The sequence below is a fragment of the Roseibium algae genome (genome assembly GCF_037783265.1).
GTDB lineage: Bacteria > Pseudomonadota > Alphaproteobacteria > Rhizobiales > Stappiaceae > Roseibium > Roseibium algae.
Genome location: NZ_JBAKIA010000001.1, coordinates 751,163 through 768,332, shown reverse-complemented (window position 1 = coordinate 768,332; position 17,170 = coordinate 751,163). Strand labels below are relative to the sequence as shown.

General features: G+C 52.6%; 13 protein-coding genes. 7 read left to right on the top strand and 6 right to left on the bottom strand.

Going from position 1 to position 17,170, the window contains the following annotated elements:
• Window positions 1-56 precede the first annotated feature (56 nt).
• The gene (locus tag V6575_RS03505) at window positions 57-953 is read left to right on the top strand and encodes a LysR family transcriptional regulator (protein WP_340272656.1); all 897 of its coding nucleotides are present in this window, start codon (window positions 57-59) and stop codon (window positions 951-953) included.
• Between the two features lie 26 nt (window positions 954-979).
• Here the strand turns inward: V6575_RS03505 and V6575_RS03500 are convergent, their stop codons facing one another.
• Window positions 980-2,089 carry a Glu/Leu/Phe/Val dehydrogenase dimerization domain-containing protein gene (locus tag V6575_RS03500; RefSeq protein WP_340272655.1) on the bottom strand — a complete coding sequence of 370 codons (1,110 nt, stop codon included), beginning with the start codon at window positions 2,087-2,089 and terminating at the stop codon, window positions 980-982.
• A gap of 243 nt (window positions 2,090-2,332) precedes the next feature.
• Between V6575_RS03500 and V6575_RS03495 the strand changes: the two genes are divergently transcribed.
• Window positions 2,333-4,165 (top strand): HoxN/HupN/NixA family nickel/cobalt transporter, encoded by a 1,833-nt coding sequence (locus V6575_RS03495; RefSeq protein WP_340272654.1) that lies wholly within the window; start codon window positions 2,333-2,335, stop codon window positions 4,163-4,165.
• 35 nt (window positions 4,166-4,200) lie between these two features.
• Here the strand turns inward: V6575_RS03495 and V6575_RS03490 are convergent, their stop codons facing one another.
• Genes V6575_RS03490 through V6575_RS03480 form a run of 3 tightly spaced genes read right to left on the bottom strand, consistent with a single transcriptional unit; the run spans window position 4,201 to window position 7,023 of the window.
• Window positions 4,201-4,950 (bottom strand): gamma-glutamyl-gamma-aminobutyrate hydrolase family protein, encoded by a 750-nt coding sequence (locus tag V6575_RS03490; RefSeq protein ID WP_340272653.1) that lies wholly within the window; start codon window positions 4,948-4,950, stop codon window positions 4,201-4,203.
• A gap of 47 nt (window positions 4,951-4,997) precedes the next feature.
• Window positions 4,998-5,660, bottom strand: a complete 663-nt coding sequence (locus V6575_RS03485) for a response regulator transcription factor (protein ID WP_340272652.1) — start codon at window positions 5,658-5,660, stop codon at window positions 4,998-5,000.
• Window positions 5,653-7,023, bottom strand: coding sequence for a cache domain-containing protein (locus V6575_RS03480; protein ID WP_340272651.1), 1,371 nt, complete (start codon window positions 7,021-7,023; stop codon window positions 5,653-5,655). Before V6575_RS03480 ends, V6575_RS03485 begins: the two co-directional genes overlap by 8 nt.
• A gap of 191 nt (window positions 7,024-7,214) precedes the next feature.
• Here V6575_RS03480 and V6575_RS03475 point away from each other — a divergent pair, with 191 nt between their 5' ends.
• The 5 genes from V6575_RS03475 (at window position 7,215) to V6575_RS03455 (ending at window position 14,302) form a co-directional block, all read left to right on the top strand.
• The gene (locus tag V6575_RS03475) at window positions 7,215-8,315 is read left to right on the top strand and encodes a TRAP transporter substrate-binding protein (RefSeq protein ID WP_340272650.1); all 1,101 of its coding nucleotides are present in this window, start codon (window positions 7,215-7,217) and stop codon (window positions 8,313-8,315) included.
• Window positions 8,316-8,400: 85 nt separating this feature from the next.
• The gene (locus tag V6575_RS03470) at window positions 8,401-9,438 is read left to right on the top strand and encodes a TRAP transporter small permease subunit (RefSeq protein WP_340272649.1); all 1,038 of its coding nucleotides are present in this window, start codon (window positions 8,401-8,403) and stop codon (window positions 9,436-9,438) included.
• 20 nt (window positions 9,439-9,458) lie between these two features.
• On the top strand, window positions 9,459-12,125 hold the full coding sequence (locus tag V6575_RS03465; protein ID WP_340272648.1) for a TRAP transporter large permease subunit: 2,667 nt from the start codon (window positions 9,459-9,461) through the stop codon (window positions 12,123-12,125).
• 132 nt (window positions 12,126-12,257) lie between these two features.
• Entirely contained in the window at window positions 12,258-12,740 is a 483-nt protein-coding gene (locus V6575_RS03460; RefSeq protein ID WP_340272647.1) for a TRAP transporter small permease subunit, read from the top strand.
• On the top strand, window positions 12,737-14,302 hold the full coding sequence (locus V6575_RS03455) for a TRAP transporter large permease (RefSeq protein ID WP_422785507.1): 1,566 nt from the start codon (window positions 12,737-12,739) through the stop codon (window positions 14,300-14,302). Before V6575_RS03460 ends, V6575_RS03455 begins: the two co-directional genes overlap by 4 nt.
• Before the next feature lie 4 nt (window positions 14,303-14,306).
• Here the strand turns inward: V6575_RS03455 and V6575_RS03450 are convergent, their stop codons facing one another.
• Window positions 14,307-15,050 carry a response regulator transcription factor gene (locus V6575_RS03450; RefSeq protein WP_340272646.1) on the bottom strand — a complete coding sequence of 248 codons (744 nt, stop codon included), beginning with the start codon at window positions 15,048-15,050 and terminating at the stop codon, window positions 14,307-14,309.
• Window positions 15,047-17,008, bottom strand: a complete 1,962-nt coding sequence (locus tag V6575_RS03445; protein WP_340272645.1) for a PAS-domain containing protein — start codon at window positions 17,006-17,008, stop codon at window positions 15,047-15,049. Before V6575_RS03445 ends, V6575_RS03450 begins: the two co-directional genes overlap by 4 nt.
• Window positions 17,009-17,170 lie beyond the last annotated feature (162 nt).

The window sequence follows — 17,170 nt, the reverse complement described above, 5'->3', positions numbered from 1 at the left end:
GGTAACATCATTGATAGGGTCACGGCTAAGGCCTTTCTTTACTTACTGGAGAAATCATGGATGCCATTACCCGTATGCGCTGCTTTATTCAGGTGGTCGACAGCAAGGGGTTCTCGGCTGCTGCCCGAGAGATGGGGCGTTCAAAGGCACTGGTGTCCAAATACATCGGCGAACTTGAGGATGAACTTGGCGCGCGCCTTTTGAACCGCACGACGCGGCAGGTGTCCCTGACTGAAGTTGGAGAGGCTTATTACAAAGAGGCCGTTGAAATTCTGCAACGGATCGATGATCTGCAAGCCTCGGTGCAATCTTCTCAAAAAGCCGTGCGGGGGCGTCTGAAAGTTTCTGCTCCGCGCTCTATGGGGGATAGTCTCTTCAACCGGGCCATGATGGAATTTTTGGCAGCTAATCCTGATGTCACGCTGGATCTGCGCCTCGAGGACCGATTTGTTGACGTGGTGGACGAAGGTTTCGATGTGGCAATTCGCGTGACCGATATGCAGGATTCGAGTCTTATTGCGAGAAAGATTGCTCACTACAGACCGGTCATCTGCGCGACGCCTGCCGTGATTGAGAAATATGGCGTGCCGCAAGTTCCAAACGATCTTGCGTCTCGGCCATGCGTTATTGATACCAATTATCGATTTAAGCAGAACTGGGTTTTTGCAAGCAATAAGGAACGGCTGACGATATCAGTAAAGGGGCGGATAGAAGTGAACAGTGCATCTGCCGGGCGGGATGCTGCGCTCTGTCACTTAGGTTTTCTGAGAACCCCATTGTTGTTCGTGGCTGATGATATCAATGCGGGAACGCTGGTCCCTGTTCTCGAAGAATTTCAACCCGACAATTTGGGTGTGTACGCAGTCTATCCGCACAGGAAGCATCTCACTGGCAAGGTCCGCGCCTTTGTTGATTTCATCGTTACATGGTTTGCTGAGCACACGAAATCCTGAACGCAGTTCTAAAAAACGTAATTTGGCTAAGAGCTGTCTACCGCCTGTTTATCGTGAAATGAGCGCACCAGTCGTTCTTCTGCGAGCTGGTCGGCGATTTGCTCCGGTGTTGCGCCCTGAGCTGCGGATTTCTGGAAAATGCGCGCGAGCGTATCTCCGATAGTCAGTGTTTTCTCTTTGACCTTTTGAGCCCCGCCACCAGGTATCGCCAGAGCGATGGAGATCACACCGCCTGCATTGATGGCATAATCAGGCGCATAGAGAATACCGCGTTTGTTCAGCGCAAGGCCGTCTGCAGGCCTGTGCAGCTGGTTGTTGGCAGCTCCAGCAATAATCTTTGCGCTGATTTGCGGGATAGTACGGCCATTCAAGATACCACCGAGCGCGCATGGGGCAAATATGTCGGCTTCGACCTTATGAGCAGAGTTTGCATCAACGGCTTCAGCGCCAAAGGTTTCAACGGCCCTTGCGACAGCAGGTGCGTGAATGTCCGCGACTATCAATTGAGCCCCAGCGTCATGAAGATGGCGGCATAGGTCGAAGCCAACATGACCGAGACCCTGAACGGAAACACGTTTTCCAGTCAGATCGTGTGTGCCGTAAACATGGTTGGCTGCGGCTTGAAGTCCGCTGAAAACACCAAGGGCTGTAAAGGGAGACGGGTCGCCGAGACCGGACGCTTTTGTACCGCGGACATGGTTGGTTTGCAGGGCGACAGCTTCCATGTCCTGAGGGGAAACGCCAACGTCTTCCGCTGTGATGTAAGTGCCAGCAAGGCGCTCCACATGGGCTCCGAACGCTTCCATCAATTCGGGTGTTTTGTCTTTGCACGGGTCGGCGATGATGACTGCCTTGCCACCACCAAGGTCGAGGCCGGCGAGGGCGTTTTTATATGTCATGCCGCGAGACAGTCGCAATGCGTCGGTCAGAGCATCAGCCGTTGTTTGATAGGGCCAAATACGGCAGCCGCCAAGCGCAGGACCCAAAGTGGTGTCGTGAACCGCGATAATTGCAGTCAAGCCAGTTACTTTGTCTCTTACAAAAACAACGTCTTCATGGTCATCGAATTCAAAATGATCGAAGACGGTTAGACTGTTTGACAAGGAACCTGGAGCAATTTCCTGTGCGGTTATCATATCTCATGATCCTGAAATGGTGGTGCTCCAAGTATGATCTGTTGCTTAGAAATAATGTGTTTCTTACGCTTGGTTTTTCAAATTGTTCGAATGGAATCTTTCCAAATAGCTGTTTTCGGGCGATAATCCTTCATCCATCCTTGCGTTGTGTAATATTATATCGTCAGCCTTGATCCTGCCGCGTTCTCAGGGCACAGAACCTCGTCACTTTTACTATTCTTCTGGAAGTCAGGCTTTTCCGTCATGCACTTGAGCTATCTGTCTCGGCTATGTCTTACCTGTTTGGCTCTTGTGTTTGGTAGTCTTGGAGCCTTGGCTCACCCACATGTTTTTGTTGAGGCCAGAACCAAATTGGTTTTCAACGATGCGGGCGAAGCGGTCGCTGTGAAACATGTTTTCCGGTTCGATGACGCCTTTACTGCTTTCGCTATACAGGGGTTCGACAAGAACGGTGACGGGTCTTATTCGAGAGAAGAGCTTGCTGAGCTCACTCAGGTTAATATCGATAGCATGGCCGATTTCGGCTATTTTACGTTTGGTGACAACACGCGCATCGAGTTCGACTTCAACCCGCCGACAGACTACTGGCTTGAGGTCGCGACGGTTCCCTTGAAAGACTATTGGGCGATGAAACCCGAAGACTTCGAGGCGATGGCTGAAGATCAGCAGATGAATGGCACGATAATCCCGGATACAGTGCAGCTTCTTGAACTACATTTCACACTGCCTCTGACAGCAGCCTCGAAATCTGATCAGCCGATTACTCTGGATGTCTATGATCCGACCTATTATGTGGATTTTCGTTTTGCTGAAGGCGATGCTGCAACAGGCATTGAGAACGCGCCGGGACAATGCCGGATAGATCGCAAAGAGCCGCCGAAGCTTGACGACGCAACGGCCTATGCTCTGTCTCAAGTTGGGGCGGACCAAAGGGAATTGCCGCCAGAGCTGCAGTTGGCCGCCTCCAATCTTGTGAACCAAATGATCGTCACGTGTGATGTTGCATCTGATGGTGCTGCAACAAGCGATGCAGCTGTTGTTGTCTCGCAAGTGGCAGCGCCGGTCGTTGAGGCGAAGCCAGATGCGGCAACTGATGTGGAACCTGCTGCAACGGACGCTGCGTCTGTTGCAACTAAGATGAGCGCACCTGGACTTGCAGACCGCTGGTTTGGGACAATTGCGCAGCTGCAAAAAGAATTTTACCAAAAGCTGATCAGCGCAATGCGGGCGTTTCGCTCCAATCCCCATGCGGGCTGGCTGCTGATCGGCCTTTCATTTGCCTATGGGATCTTCCATGCAGCTGGTCCCGGTCATGGAAAAGCGGTGATCTCGTCCTATCTTGTTGCCAACAACGAGACCTTGAAGAAGGGCATTGCACTGTCATTTGTTTCTGCCTTTGCCCAGGCCATGACTGCTGTGCTGCTGGTTGGGGTCGCCGCCGTCTTGTTGAAGTTGACCTCAATTGCAATCCAGGACACGGCACGCTGGTTTGAGATTGGGTCTTATGCGCTGGTGACTGCATTGGGCGGTTATCTGCTCTGGCATAAGGCGATTTTGCCACTTTTCGCCCGCACCAGAGGTGGGCATCACGATCACGATCACGATCACGATCACGATCACGGGCACGGACACAACCATGCCCATCATGAACACGATCATGGGCATGAGCATTCCCATGCAATTGACGCTGATGGGGTTTGCTCGACATGCGGCCATGCTCATGCTCCCACGCCGGACATGGTCCGTGGGCGAATCACGATCGGAAAAGCAGCGTCCATTGTCGTTGCTGTGGGCTTGAGGCCATGTTCGGGTGCACTGATCGTGCTGGTATTTGCGCTTGCTCAAGGCATGCTGCTGGCCGGAATTGCGGCAACCTTTGCCATGGCCTTGGGAACAGGGATCACTGTTTCCTGTCTGGCAGGCTTGGCTGTGGGGGCGAAAGGACTGGCCGTGCGTTTGTTCGGAGATGGATCGAAAATGGCAGGGCGGGTGCACCGAACAATTGAAATTGCGGGTGCACTGGTCGTATTCTTGCTGGGTTCAACCATGTTGATTGCGACCATCGGCTGGGGCTGAGTGGGCCCAGCCGGGGCTCTAAATTCTACCCGACCCTATTTGTTCGCTGCATAATGCCTTGCTGCATCTCCGAACGCTGAAAAGAGCTTTTTCGATGGGCCGTCGCTGGCAAACCAATATTCGGGATGCCATTGGGTGGCGAGGACAAAGCCCTTGGCCCCCTTCACGGAAACAGCCTCGATGGTGCCATCTGCCGCTTGGGCTTCAATTTCCAATCCGGTGCCAAGTTCCCCGAGCGCCTGACGGTGCAGGGAGTTGACCTCAATCGACTGATTTTGGACAGCTTTACCAAGCTGGCTGGCTGGTTTTACTTCAACGGGATGAGCAATACGGAAGCGTTCATCCTGATCGCCAGACGTGGGCGCACGATGGTCTGTACGGCCTTCCAATTCTTGTATCTCAGTCAACAGTGTTCCGCCGAAAGCTACGTTCAGCTCCTGCATGCCTCTGCAGATGGCAAAAACAGGAATGCCTTTATCGATGGCCAGGCGGAGCAGGGGAAGGCTCGTTGCATCGCGGTCCAGATCATAGGGGCCGTTTGCTTCGGTCGGTTCCTGGCCATAGAGCTTCGGGTTGACATTTGACCGCGAGCCAGTTGCCAGAACGCCATCGACCCGGTTCAGTACAGCCTCGAGATCGATCTCCGTTCCAAAGGACGGCAGAATGACCGGGATCGCATTGGCCCCTTTGATCAGTGCCTGGAGATAGGTTGAGGGCGCTGCGTGCCAGTCGTAGCCGTCGAGAGGCTTGACGTCTGAGATGACGAGAATGAGTGGTTGTGTCATGGAAGGCTTAATCCAATTGTCAGGCTTGGGACTCTTAGGCTGGCAGCCTAATCTAGTAAGCCCAATTCCTGAGCGATTTTATACAATTGTGCAGCATTCTTGTTGCCGACTTTTTCTCTCAGGTTCAAGCGGTGAGATTCCACCGTCCTGACGCTGATACCAAGGTTTTTGGCAACCTCCTTATTCGGTTGGCCTTTTGCGATGCGGGAGAGGACCTGGCGTTCCCGGTCTGTTAGACCATAAGGGTCGTTGACCTGCACAGGAGGACCGCCGACGAGTGTCGGGCCAATAGCGGATGAGAAGTAATAGCCCCCCCTTGCAACGCTCGTGATGGCCGTAATCATCTCTTGAGCTGAGATGTCCTTGAGAATGTAACCCTTGGCCCCTGCTTGCACGACACCTCGGACGTATTCCGGGTTGTCGTAGATCGAGAGCACAAGAATGTTGGCTTCTGGCTGACGCTTGCGAATTTCAGTGGCCGCTTCCAGGCCATTCATGACGGGCATCGAGACGTCCATTAGGATGACGTCCGGACGCAATGCATCGGCCTTTTCAACGGCTTCTCGCCCATTGGTGGCCTCGCCGACAACTTCCAACATACTGGTTTTTGCTAGTCGGGCGCGAATACCGTCGCGGACAAGTTCGTGGTCATCTGCGAGCATGACCCTGACCGTCTCTGGAGTGAAATTAGTCGACATCTTCTCAGCCATCGTGGTGTTGCTTTTTTGCTGTCTTGTCGAGGGGCATCGTGACTTTAATGCGTGTGCCGCCTTCTGCCACGTTCTGCAGCTGGAGAAAACCATTATGGGTTTCCATACGCTCGCGCATATTGCGAATGCCCAGGCCTGCGTTGACCGGGAGTGGGCTTGGAAGGCCGCAACCATTGTCTTCGATTTTTAAGTTGAGTGTGTGGAACCCGACTTTCAGGTTGATATCTACATGTGTAGCTCCTGAATGTCGGGCAACATTTGTCATTGCCTCTTGAACCAATCGGTAAACCGCTGTTTTTGCAGCGTCAGACAGTCGATCGCGGCAGCGTTCGGCCGAGACGTCGACTCGGATACCGGATTGGGTTTCAAACTCTTTCCCCAAGCTGATCAAAGCTGTTGCCAGGCCCATGTCATCCAGAACGCTCGGGCGTAAATCTCGCGAAATGCGGCGGACTTCGGAGATTGTACTGTCCAGAATGCGCAGGCACTTATCCGCATGCGCGCGCAGATCTGGTGTCTTACTGGCTTCTGACTGGATCATTTCGATGCCATAGCGAACCGAGATCAGCAATTGGGAAATACTGTCATGGAGCTCGGTGGAGACGCGTTTGCGTTCCTGCTCCTGAACTTCAAAAATGCGGTTGGTCAATTCCTTCAGCTTGCTGTCTGCAAAGCGCTGTTCCGAAAACCGAACGCCGATAATGAGCGTGCCTGCGACAGTAATGGCCCCAAGTGTGATTGCGAAAACAACAAAAACGGTTTGGCGAATTGAGGATGCGAAATCGGCCCTGATAGCATCAACTTCCAGTGCTATGTCTCCCGTATAGAGGCCGATGCCTAACATCCACTCCCACTTTTCGAGAATAACCGCATAGGCGAGCTTTTCTTCCACTAGCCCGGTACTTGGCTTGTGCCAGACATATTCGTGGAATCCGCCGCCTTTCAGAGCTGTATCGATCAGGTTTTGGATTACGAAATCACCTTCGGGGTCCTGAAGATCCCACCATTGTCCTCCAACAAGGTTTGCAAGTTTGGGATGCACCAAATTTGTGCCATCTAGCGAGTAGACGAAAAAATAGCCATCTTCGCCGAATGTCATGTTGTTGATGATTTGTTTGACCTGCGTTTGCGCAGCGTCACGACCGCCTGGTTCTTCATCATAAATGCGATCGATAGCCGTTAAGGCTAAGCTTATGTAATTTCGAATTTCCTGTCGCTTTGCTGCGAGAATCCGGGCCTCAAGAGCTTGCGTCTGGGTGGCGATCAAGCCTCTAGCCTGGTAGTAACTGGCACCACCGATCAGCAAAGAGAGTGCGATCAAAGGCAAAATAGTGATCAGCAATAATTTTGTCTTGAAAGTCACCTGGCTCAACCGTTCGTTGCGTCTAAAGTGTTATTTAAGCGAGAGTCTTGCGGGGGTCTAAGTAGTATTGCTGAGTCTATGCGCAAAACCACGAATAGCCGTAGGCTTATAGCTTCACCTAGACATAAAGCCAGATCGGTGTAAGTGTAACCGCCGATTGGATAGATGTCCGTTTTGGGAGGAAATAGTATATGGATCGTCGTTCATTTATAAAGAAAGCTGGTCTTGGTGCCGGTGGTGTCGTTGCAGCTTCTACACTCGCAGCTCCAGCCATTGCTCAGTCGACCACTGACATGGTGATCGTGTCCACTTGGCCGCGTGATTTTCCTGGTCTCGGTATTCCTGCGCAGCGTCTTGCCGCACGCATCGGTGAATTGACCGAAGGTCGGATCAATGTTCAGTATTTTGCTGCTGGCGAACGCGTTGGTGCGTTTGACTCCTTCGATGAAGTTGCTTCCGGCAATGCTCAGGCATACATTGGCGCTGATTACTATTGGAAGGGCAAGCATCCTGGTTGGGCTGCCTTCACAGCGATTCCGTTCGGTCTAACTTATACTGAAATGGACGCCTGGATTAAGTTCGGTGGTGGACAGCAGCTCTGGGATGAGCTTGCAGGTGAATTCGGCCTCAAGAATCTCGCAATGGGTAACACCGGCGTGCAGATGGGCGGCTGGTTCAACAAGGAAATCGAATCCGCTGACGACCTAAAGGGTCTGAAAATGCGTATTCCTGGCCAGGGCGGCGACGTCATGTCCAAGCTTGGCGCATCTCCAGTTTCACTGCCTGGTGGTCAGATCTATGAAAACCTTGTTTCAGGCGCTATTGACGCTACCGAATGGGTTGGACCGTTCAATGATTACTTCATGAAGTTCTATGAAGCTGCCAAGTACTACTACTTCCCGGGCATGCACGAGCCAGGCGCTCAGCTTGCCATGGGCATGAACGCATCTTGGTGGGGTTCCCTGTCGAAGACAGATCAGGAAATCATCAAAGCTGCCTGTGCTGAAGAAAATGCAGCAACAATGGCTGAAACAAACGCCAACAATGGTGTTTACCTCCAAAAGCTCATCACCGAACATGGTGTTGAACTTCGTGAATTCTCCGATGAGGTTTACGACGCATTTGGTGAAGCTGCTGCTGAAGTTCTCGAAGAAGCGATGGATCATTCCCCGCTTTCGAAGAAGATCTTCCAGAGCGTTGTTGATGCGCGTCAGGACATCGGTAGCTGGATGGCGATTTCGGACATTGCATACAGCAACAAGCGTAACCGCGTGCTGGGCATTCCGTCCTAATCTCATGTGACTATAAAGCGTTTAGGGGACAGAAATTTTCTGTCCCCTATTTCCGTTGAATTGTGAACTAAAAGGCTTTGGCATCATGGCGTCTTTGGACAGTGTTCAAGATGGTTCGCCTGCTGTGAGAACTGACCACACGGATGCGCTGCATGGGGGACGATCGTTTCGCCTGCTTGGGTGGGTTATGTTGGCGGTCCTGGCGGCATTTTTGCTGAACAACTACCTGACCTATTGGCAAGACTTGCCAGGCATTGGACCTGTGTTTGGCCAAAAGGCGAATGGTTCCCTGCCTATGGTGTGGTCATGGCTACAACTGGGCCTCTATGCAGGTTTGGTAATTTGGGCGATTGCTCATGTCAGCTGCACACCGCACACGACGCTTCGTGAAGACAGCAAACGCATCAGCAATATCAATGCCTACCTCATCAGAGGTGCGTTTTTTGCGGTTTTGATTGTGGGTCTGACCGACACAGTCATTTCATTTTTGCGCATCGAAGAATTGCTTCCGCATGTGGTTGGTGAAGACTTGGCAACTGAGCTGGGAAGAGCGCGTTTCCGCGGTGCCTATGTGCACATGCCGTTGATCGCCTTTTCCTTCCTGATTGCGTGTTTCGTTCGAACGCTTGGATTCACCTGGCTCGCACTCATGGTCGTTGTGGCCGAACTGTTGATCGTGATAGGTCGGTTCATTTTTTCCTATGAGCAGGCATTCATGGCCGACTTGGTCCGCTTCTGGTATGCGGCGCTGTTTCTGTTTGCGAGCGCCTACACGCTCATGGAAGAAGGCCACGTTCGGGTCGATGTGTTCTATGCGGGCTTTAGCAAGAAGACCAAGGGCAAGATCAACGCCATTGGATCGGTGCTGCTTGGTATTTCCCTTTGCTGGGTCATTCTGATCATCGGGATGGGAGGCAAGCAGAATATCATCAACAGCCCAATCCTATCCTATGAAACAACACAGGCTGGTTTCGGGCTCTACGTGAAGTATCTTATGGCCGGTTTCCTGGGCGTTTTTGCTGTTTCCATGATGATCCAGTTCGTAAGCTATTTCCTGAATGCCATCGCAGATATCCGCGGCGATTCAGGCGGTCGTGATCATGACGTTCCCGCTGCCCACTAGACCATCAGAGACTGCTTGATATGGAACTTTTATTTCTCCTCCTCCTTGTGATCCTGATGGCAACGGCTCTGGGCTCTGGTTTTCCAGTTGCCTTTGCGCTTCCCGGATCAGCGATCATCACCATTGGCATTGCGGCCCTGTCCGGATACATTTTTTCGACTGGCGGCGATGCGTTTTTCAGTCACGGTGGGCCAAGTCAGTGGCTTAGCGCGGGTGTTACGAACTTTCGTGGAATCTACTGGGAGGCCGAGCGAGATACGCTGATAGCAATTCCTCTGTTCATTTTCATGGGGATCATGCTGCAAAGGTCTAAGATCGCCGAAGATCTGCTCGTGACCATGGCGCGTTTGTTCGGTCCTGTTCCTGGCGGTCTGGGAATTTCGGTTGTTTTTGTGGGAGCTCTGCTTGCCGCAACGACTGGGATTGTGGGCGCAACGGTTGTGGCCATGGGCTTGATTTCGCTTCCGGCGATGCTTCGCAACAATTACTCGGTTCCTTTGGCCACGGGAACGATTGCGGCCTCCGGTACGCTTGGGCAGATTATTCCACCGTCTATCGTTTTGATCATTCTGGCGGATCAGCTTGCCAGTGCTGTTGATCAGGCCGGATCCATTCGGCAGACACTCTACAAGCAGACGACTGGCGAAATCTCGATGCCCTCGGATTTCTCCGTCGTGTCGACCAGCGCCGGTGAAATGTTCCTGGGCGCATTTGTGCCGGGCATGGTGCTTGTCGGTCTGTACATGGTTTTCATTCTCGGCTTCGCCATTATCAATCCGAAGTCGGCGCCTGCCGTGCGCTCTGAAGGCAAATTTGACCGAAAGTTTGCGATCCAGGTTTTCGTGACACTGGTTCCGCCACTCTCGCTGATCTTTCTGGTTCTCGGATCGATCATTGCTGGTATTGCAACGGTGAACCAGGCTGGTGCGATTGGCGCAATCGGGGCCATGGTGATGGCCGGTTATCGCTTGCGCGAAGGAAAAAGCCTTACTTATGCGCCCGCTCTACTCGCAATCCTGGCTCTGTTGACAATTGCTGTGGTGGTGAGTTTCTCCGGCGGCATCAATATCAAGCGTCTTGAAACCAGTCAGGATGTTCTTTCGCTCATCATTGCCTTGATTGCAGTTTCTCTGCTGTTGATTGCAGTGTTCTGGAGCGGCTGGCGTACGCTTAATATTGAAGACACCTTGCGGGGGGTCATGGTCGAAACAGCCAAGACAACCTGTCTCGTGTTTATCATTCTGATCGGCGCGGCCATGCTGACGTCAGCATTCAGGGCCTTTGGCGGCGAAGAGCTGGTGAAGAACTTCCTGCAAGGATTGCCGGGCGGATTCTGGGCTCAGTTCCTTGTGGTCATGATGGTGATCTTCATCCTCGGCTTCTTCCTTGATTTCATTGAAATCGCCGTTGTTGTTGTTCCGATCGTTGCCCCGATCTTGCTGGCTGACCCGTCTGCGAATGTTACGGCGGTCTGGCTTGGTGTGATGATTGGTCTGAACATTCAGACATCGTTCCTGACACCTCCCTTCGGATTCGCCTTGTTCTATTTGCGCGGTGTTGCACCTGCTGTGGTCAGAACAATCGACATGTACAAGGGGGTCATCGCGTTCATCGGATTGCAGTTGTTTGCGCTCAGCATTGTTGGCTTCTTTCCGCAGCTGGTGAACTATTTGCCTTATCGGTCTTCTTTGATGTCGGAAACGGCTCCGCCACCGAAGAACCCGAGTTTGCAGTACTGCATGGAAAATCTCGTCTATGCGGATTTCCAGGAAAACGGTTCAACTATTCTCGCGGCTATCAAATCGGCTGAAGGACTTGATGTCAGTTATTTGCCGAAGGATCTGCAGAAGGATTTGGCTGATGGCTTTAAAATGGCCCAGGAGGCAATTCCCCAGATGACCGCCATTGTGGATGCAGAAATAGCCGTTGCTGCTGCTGCTGGCGATTACCGGCCTATTCATAGAACAGTTCGGGCTCTGGAACGGGATGCTCTGCGTATCGACCAGACAATTGAAGAGCTTCAGGTTATTGTCAGCCGAGCAGGTCCAACAGGTATCTATTCGGCTGAACAGGGCGCGCGCGCTCAGGATAAAATAGATGCTCTGCAGGTCCAGCATGATGCGTTGATTGCGCAGATCCCAGATGAATGGGCTGGCGTGAACAAGACCTTCTCCGAGATTCAGAAAGTTGAGACCAAGGCGCGTCTGACATATAGGCGTACCGTTGACAAGGCATATGAACCGCTTATGGAAGTTCAGATGATCTTGGCTGATGCAGATAAGTTGGCCGCCAAGGAAACTGAAATTGTCGATCTGAAAGAAGCGATCAATACTCTTGAGCCGGAGGCGGCTGTTACTCAGATTGAAGCGGTTCGCTCGTCTGTTGGCGAAGTCGAAGGGGCTAGCGATATTCGCAAAGGCCTGACTGCTGCTCGCAAGATCATGCGCGGAAAAACTCCGGATAAGTCGAAAGCCTTGGCAGAGATCGACAAGTCACTCGCTGCCTTGAAAGCCGATCTGGTCTGGCGCTCAAGAGGGGCAAAAGAATTGCTACCGCAACTGTCTGAATATGATGCTGTTGTCCGAAACAACATCGGCCTTCGCCAGCAACCGCGCCTTCCAGATGATCTCGCTCTGGGTGTTGCGAGCTGTCTGTCCGGTCATAGAGATATCTCTCTGAACTTCTAAGAGATGAGAAAATAATGATAACAGGCGGGGGGAAGGAAACTTCTCCCCGTTTTGCGTAGGTGTTCGATGGAAAGATGTCTCAAGGCTTTGACGCTGGTAAATTGTTGGGCCGCCGCCTTTGGCGGGGTGTGCTTGCTGTTGCTTGTCCTGGTACAGTTTTTGGTCGTCTTGCTCCGATATGTCTTCGATCTTGGTTTCGTCTGGATGCAGGAAGCCCTGTTGTATGGGCATGGACTCGCGGCGCTCTTGCCAATCGGTTTCACGCTTTGGGCAGGCGGACATGTCCGAGTCGACATGTTCTATCGGTCTGCGAATGAGCGCCATCAGGCATGGGTGGATTTGATCGGAAGTCTATTGTTTCTGTTACCTGTTGCGGTACTGGTCTTCTGGACGTCACTTCCTTTTGTATTGGCATCCTGGGCGGTGCACGAAGGGTCTGCGCAGCCTGCTGGCATCCATGCGGTTTTTCTCTTGAAGAGCGTGCTGCCTGTCTTCGCGGGTCTGTTGGGCTTGCAAGGAGTGGAAAGACTTGTACGAGCAGGGCGCGTCCTTTGGCGTGTGCAGTCAGTTGATCCCGGCTTGGGCGGCTACTCAGGGGGGAAACCAGAGGCGTGAGTATCCTTCTGAGCCACCTTGATTTGTTGATGCTCTTTGCGACCCTTGGGCTGTTGCTGTTGGGGTACCCTGTTGCCTTTACTCTTGGTGGTGTTGCGCTTCTCTTTGCCGCTGTTGGATATGCCTCAGGATATTCGCCCTCGCTGGGTGCGATACCGCTTCGGATATTCGGCACGATCAGCAATGAGACGCTCATCGCGGTGCCGCTATTCATCTTGATGGGCGTGGTTTTGGAAAAAGCCCGGATCGCCGAAGATCTCCTGGCTGCAATGGGTTGGGCGTTTCGCAAGGTTCCCGGAGGCTTGTCAGTTTCGGTTACCGTTGTTGGGGCTTTACTTGCGGCGTCAACCGGCATCGTCGGGGCCACAGTGGTGACCATGGGGCTCATTGCTCTGCCATCCCTGTTGAAAGCTGGTTACTCCCCACGGCTGGCAACAGGCTCCATTGCCGCCTCCGGAACGCTCGGTCAGATTATTCCGCCGTCTATTGTGTTGGTGTTCTTGGCCGATCAGTTGTCAACGGCCTATCAGGCGAGCCAGCGGGACATGGGGAACTTCGCACCGGACCCGTTTTCAGTGGCGGATCTGTTCGCTGCTTCCTTCTTACCGGGCCTGCTGCTAGTTGCCTTCTATATCTCCTATCAGATCATATTCTCGATCTGGTCTCCGCCTAAGATTGATATTGAGTCTAGTGAAGTTCCAGAGCCCAGACTTGCTGACGTCGTGCAAGCGATATTACCGCCTTTGGGGCTGGTGGTTTGCGTTCTCGGCTCGATCCTTGGCGGAGTTGCCACGCCCACGGAAGCTGCATCGCTCGGTGCTATTGGTGCATTCATTCTGGCTGGAAGCCGTCAGTCCACTCGTCGCGGCCTAGCATTAGGACTGCCTCTGACCGGGGCCGTCGTCCTGGTGTTTTTTGTGACGATGAAAGAGCATGGAGTTGCGATCACTGAGGGGTCTTTGGGCGTTGGTGTTGCAGTCATTGCAAGCGGGGCTGTGCTGGTTGGCCTGTTTTCCTGCCTGGCAAGTCTTCTGAGAAATGGATTGTTGATGCCTGCGCTCAGATCCTCAATCGAATTCACCGCAATGGTTTTCGCAATCATGATTGGGGCGACTATTTTTTCGCTGATTTTTCGCGATCTCGGGGGCGATGAAACGGTTCAGTCGCTGCTTCAGGATTTGCCGGGGGGAACGCTCGGTGCTGTTCTGATCGTTATGGCGGTGATGTTCGCCTTGGGGTTCTTTCTGGATTTTTTGGAAATTGTATTTGTCGTTGTGCCTTTGGTCGCACCAATCCTGCTGAAACTTCCAATGCCGGATGGGACGCCGATGAACCCTGCCTGGCTTGGTGTCATGATGGCAATCAATCTGCAGACGTCATTTTTGACTCCGCCTTTCGGATTCGCACTGTTTTACCTACGCGGTGCTGCACCAGACAGTGTCAGGACATCGGATATCTACCGCGGTGTTGCACCCTTCGTCGGGCTCCAACTGCTGGCCCTTGTCTTCATCTGGTTCTTCCCGCAGATCGCCACTTGGTTGCCGTCCTACATGCTATCTTGATTGCTCAAGACCATTCAACCGCTGCTGCTAGCATGTAGCCTGAACCGTAAATCGTCCGTATCAAACTTGGCTTGTCTTGGGTACTGAGCTTCTTGCGTATCCTTGAAATCCGGACATCGATTGAGCGGTCCATGCTCTCGTCACGGCCGCCGTGCTCCAACAGATAGTCGCGGGTCAGTACTCGTTTGGGCGCGCGCAGAAGGGCGTCTAGCAAAGTGGCTTCTCCGGTCGACAAGTAAGTTTCTTCGCCATCCGGCGAAGTCAGGGAATGGGAAGAGGGAAGATAGCTCCAGCCTTCGAAACTGGCGCGATCTATCAATTGTTTTATTGCTGTAGGTTCTGCCGAACGTCTGAGGATGGAGCGAATTCTGGCGACCACTTCACGAGGGTCAAAGGGTTTTACCACATAGTCATCAGCGCCCATTTCTAACCCCATGACCCTGTCGGATGAGTGGTTTCTAGCGGATAAAACCAGGATCGGCACTGAAGACGTTTGGCGGATTTCGTTGATCAAAGACATGCCGTCGATGTCCGGAAGTCCCAGATCAATCAGACAGACATCCGGTGTATCAAGGCGCAGCGCATCAAGAAGACTGCGACCTGTTGTGAAGGCCTTGCCCGAAATATTGAAAGGTTTCATTGCTTCCAGAATCAGCGCGCAAATCTCGGGCTCATCGTCAACGATGAATGCCACGGGGGAGGCTGTTGCCGTGTTTTGTGCAAGCTGATGTGTGTCGATGGAATTCATGTGGCAACAATCTGTCTTAATGCTCTGGCAAGGCTGTTATTTCTCATCGGTTTGGTCAGTATTGGAAACCCTACATCGCGCTCGTCTGGTTCCAGGACATTCCAATCAGCATAGCCCGTCATGAGGGTGATACCGATGTCGGTTCGTTTTTCGCGGATTTTGCGGGCCAGAACCAGACCATTCATTTGACCGGGCATTATAATGTCACTCACAACACCTCGAATTTCAGATAAAGCTTCGGCCAATGACAAGGCGTCATCGGCGTTTTCTGCCAGAAGAACCTTGTAGCCCAGGTCGCGGATTTGCTCCGCCAGAACCTCGGCAACATCAGTATTGTCTTCTACAAGTAGCAAAAGCTCGCCGTTGCCTCTCGCTAGTTGCGATGTATCATTAGGATCTGCCTGATGAGTGGTTTGTGACAGGGTGGTTGCCGGAAGAGCTGGCACGAACAGCTTGATTTCTGTACCCTGGCCAATGGATGATGAAACCTGAATTGCACCGCCTGACTGTTGCATGAAGCCATAGACCATTGATAGACCCAGGCCGCTGCCAGTTCCGAAGGTTTTCGTTGTGAAAAACGGTTCGAATATGCGTAGGCGGGTGTCTTCGTCCATACCTGATCCGGTATCGGTGACGGTGATGCAGGCGTAAGCGCCGGGCAGTACACCCAAAACACTCGCATGCCGTTCGTCGATGGTGAGTTCATCAATTCCGAAGCGGATCTCGCCGCCCTCGCGCATCGCGTCCCGGGCGTTGAAGGCAAGGTTGATCAGTGCGGTTTCCATTTGTGTCGGGTCAATTCTGGACGCGGTCATTTGCTCAGGCTCATTGACCAGCACCTCTATTGAAGCGGGGAGGGATCCGCGCAACAGAGCTGAAACATTATCGATGATCTTGGACAGCGGTACTATTTGCGGGTCGACCGGACGGCCACGACTGAACGCGAGCAACCGTTGTGTCAGCTCCGCGCCTCGCTGGGTCGCTTGCATCATGGGCGAGATGCGGGCTTTCAAAGCCTCAGGTGTGAGTTGACCATCCTGTCTGCTGAGACTCAAAAGGTTGCCCATGAGAATCGTGAGCAAGTTGTTGAAATCATGCGCAAGCCCTCCAGTCAATTTTCCGACTGCGTCCATGCGCTGAGATTGCATCAGCGTGGCTTCGCTCTGCTTTTGGTCGGTTGCATCCAGCGACAGTACGAAGATACCCAACGTTCTTCCATCGACGGTCATGTCGGGAATAAGCGTTGATCGCATGGATACGTCTTTGCCATCCGGGCGTTTGCGCAAATACTCATAGGAAACGGCATTGCCCCTGAAAGCATGTGAAATGTGGGGCGATAATTCTTGAAATAGTTTCTCCCCAATGACCTCGCTGGCTGGTTTACCATTGATGGAGGCGACTGATTGGCCGAACCATTCCGCATAGCGGCGGTTCGCGAATCTGAAGATTGGTCCTGGAGCGATATAGGCAATCAAGGCCGGGATGTTGTCAGTGACCAGTCGGAGCCAGTCTTCGCTTTGGCGCAGGGCGCGGGTTCGTTCCTCGACCGTGCGTTCGAGTTTTTTCTGACGCCTACGGTCTTCTGTAACGTCCGAATAGGTCGTGACAAAGCCACCTTGTGGCAAAGGTGTGCCGCTGACCGCGATGACTTGCCCATTGGGCCGAATGCGCTCGAAATAGTGAGATTTGAAAAGGCGTGCCCTGGTCAGTCGCCTCTGTATTTTACCCTCAACGTCTCCGGGGCCATATTCGCCGCGTTCCGTATTGACCCTAAGAAAGTTTTCGAGATGTGTGCCGCGTACAGCTAGAGACTTTGGAAAATCAAGCATTTCCCAGAGGCCTCTGTTCCAGGCAACAAGTCGCAATTCCTTGTCAAAAACAGAAAAGCCTTGATTGACGTGGTCCAGAGCGGCCTGAAGCAAGTCGATCTGAGCTTGAACTGTTTTGAGATCCTCCATTCACAAATCCTATTTCGGCTTCCACTGAATGGCCAGAACCTTTCCTAGTGAATGTATGGAGATTTTCCCGACACATTTCGTCACAATTCAAACATACTAGTGAAATCCAGCCCGCTTAGCATTTCTATCAAGACTTACGGCTCAACCCGTTGTTTGAAAAAT

What these genes read in the sequence shown, in the direction of transcription:
- V6575_RS03505 (WP_340272656.1), top strand. Translation starts at nt 57, where the DNA reads ATGGATGCCATTACCCGTATGCGCTGCTTTATTCAGGTGGTCGACAGC.
- V6575_RS03500 (WP_340272655.1), bottom strand. Translation starts at nt 2,089, where the DNA reads ATGATAACCGCACAGGAAATTGCTCCAGGTTCCTTGTCAAACAGTCTA.
- V6575_RS03495 (WP_340272654.1), top strand. Translation starts at nt 2,333, where the DNA reads ATGCACTTGAGCTATCTGTCTCGGCTATGTCTTACCTGTTTGGCTCTT.
- V6575_RS03490 (WP_340272653.1), bottom strand. Translation starts at nt 4,950, where the DNA reads ATGACACAACCACTCATTCTCGTCATCTCAGACGTCAAGCCTCTCGAC.
- V6575_RS03485 (WP_340272652.1), bottom strand. Translation starts at nt 5,660, where the DNA reads ATGGCTGAGAAGATGTCGACTAATTTCACTCCAGAGACGGTCAGGGTC.
- V6575_RS03475 (WP_340272650.1), top strand. Translation starts at nt 7,215, where the DNA reads ATGGATCGTCGTTCATTTATAAAGAAAGCTGGTCTTGGTGCCGGTGGT.
- V6575_RS03470 (WP_340272649.1), top strand. Translation starts at nt 8,401, where the DNA reads ATGGCGTCTTTGGACAGTGTTCAAGATGGTTCGCCTGCTGTGAGAACT.
- V6575_RS03465 (WP_340272648.1), top strand. Translation starts at nt 9,459, where the DNA reads ATGGAACTTTTATTTCTCCTCCTCCTTGTGATCCTGATGGCAACGGCT.
- V6575_RS03450 (WP_340272646.1), bottom strand. Translation starts at nt 15,050, where the DNA reads ATGAATTCCATCGACACACATCAGCTTGCACAAAACACGGCAACAGCC.
- V6575_RS03445 (WP_340272645.1), bottom strand. Translation starts at nt 17,008, where the DNA reads ATGGAGGATCTCAAAACAGTTCAAGCTCAGATCGACTTGCTTCAGGCC.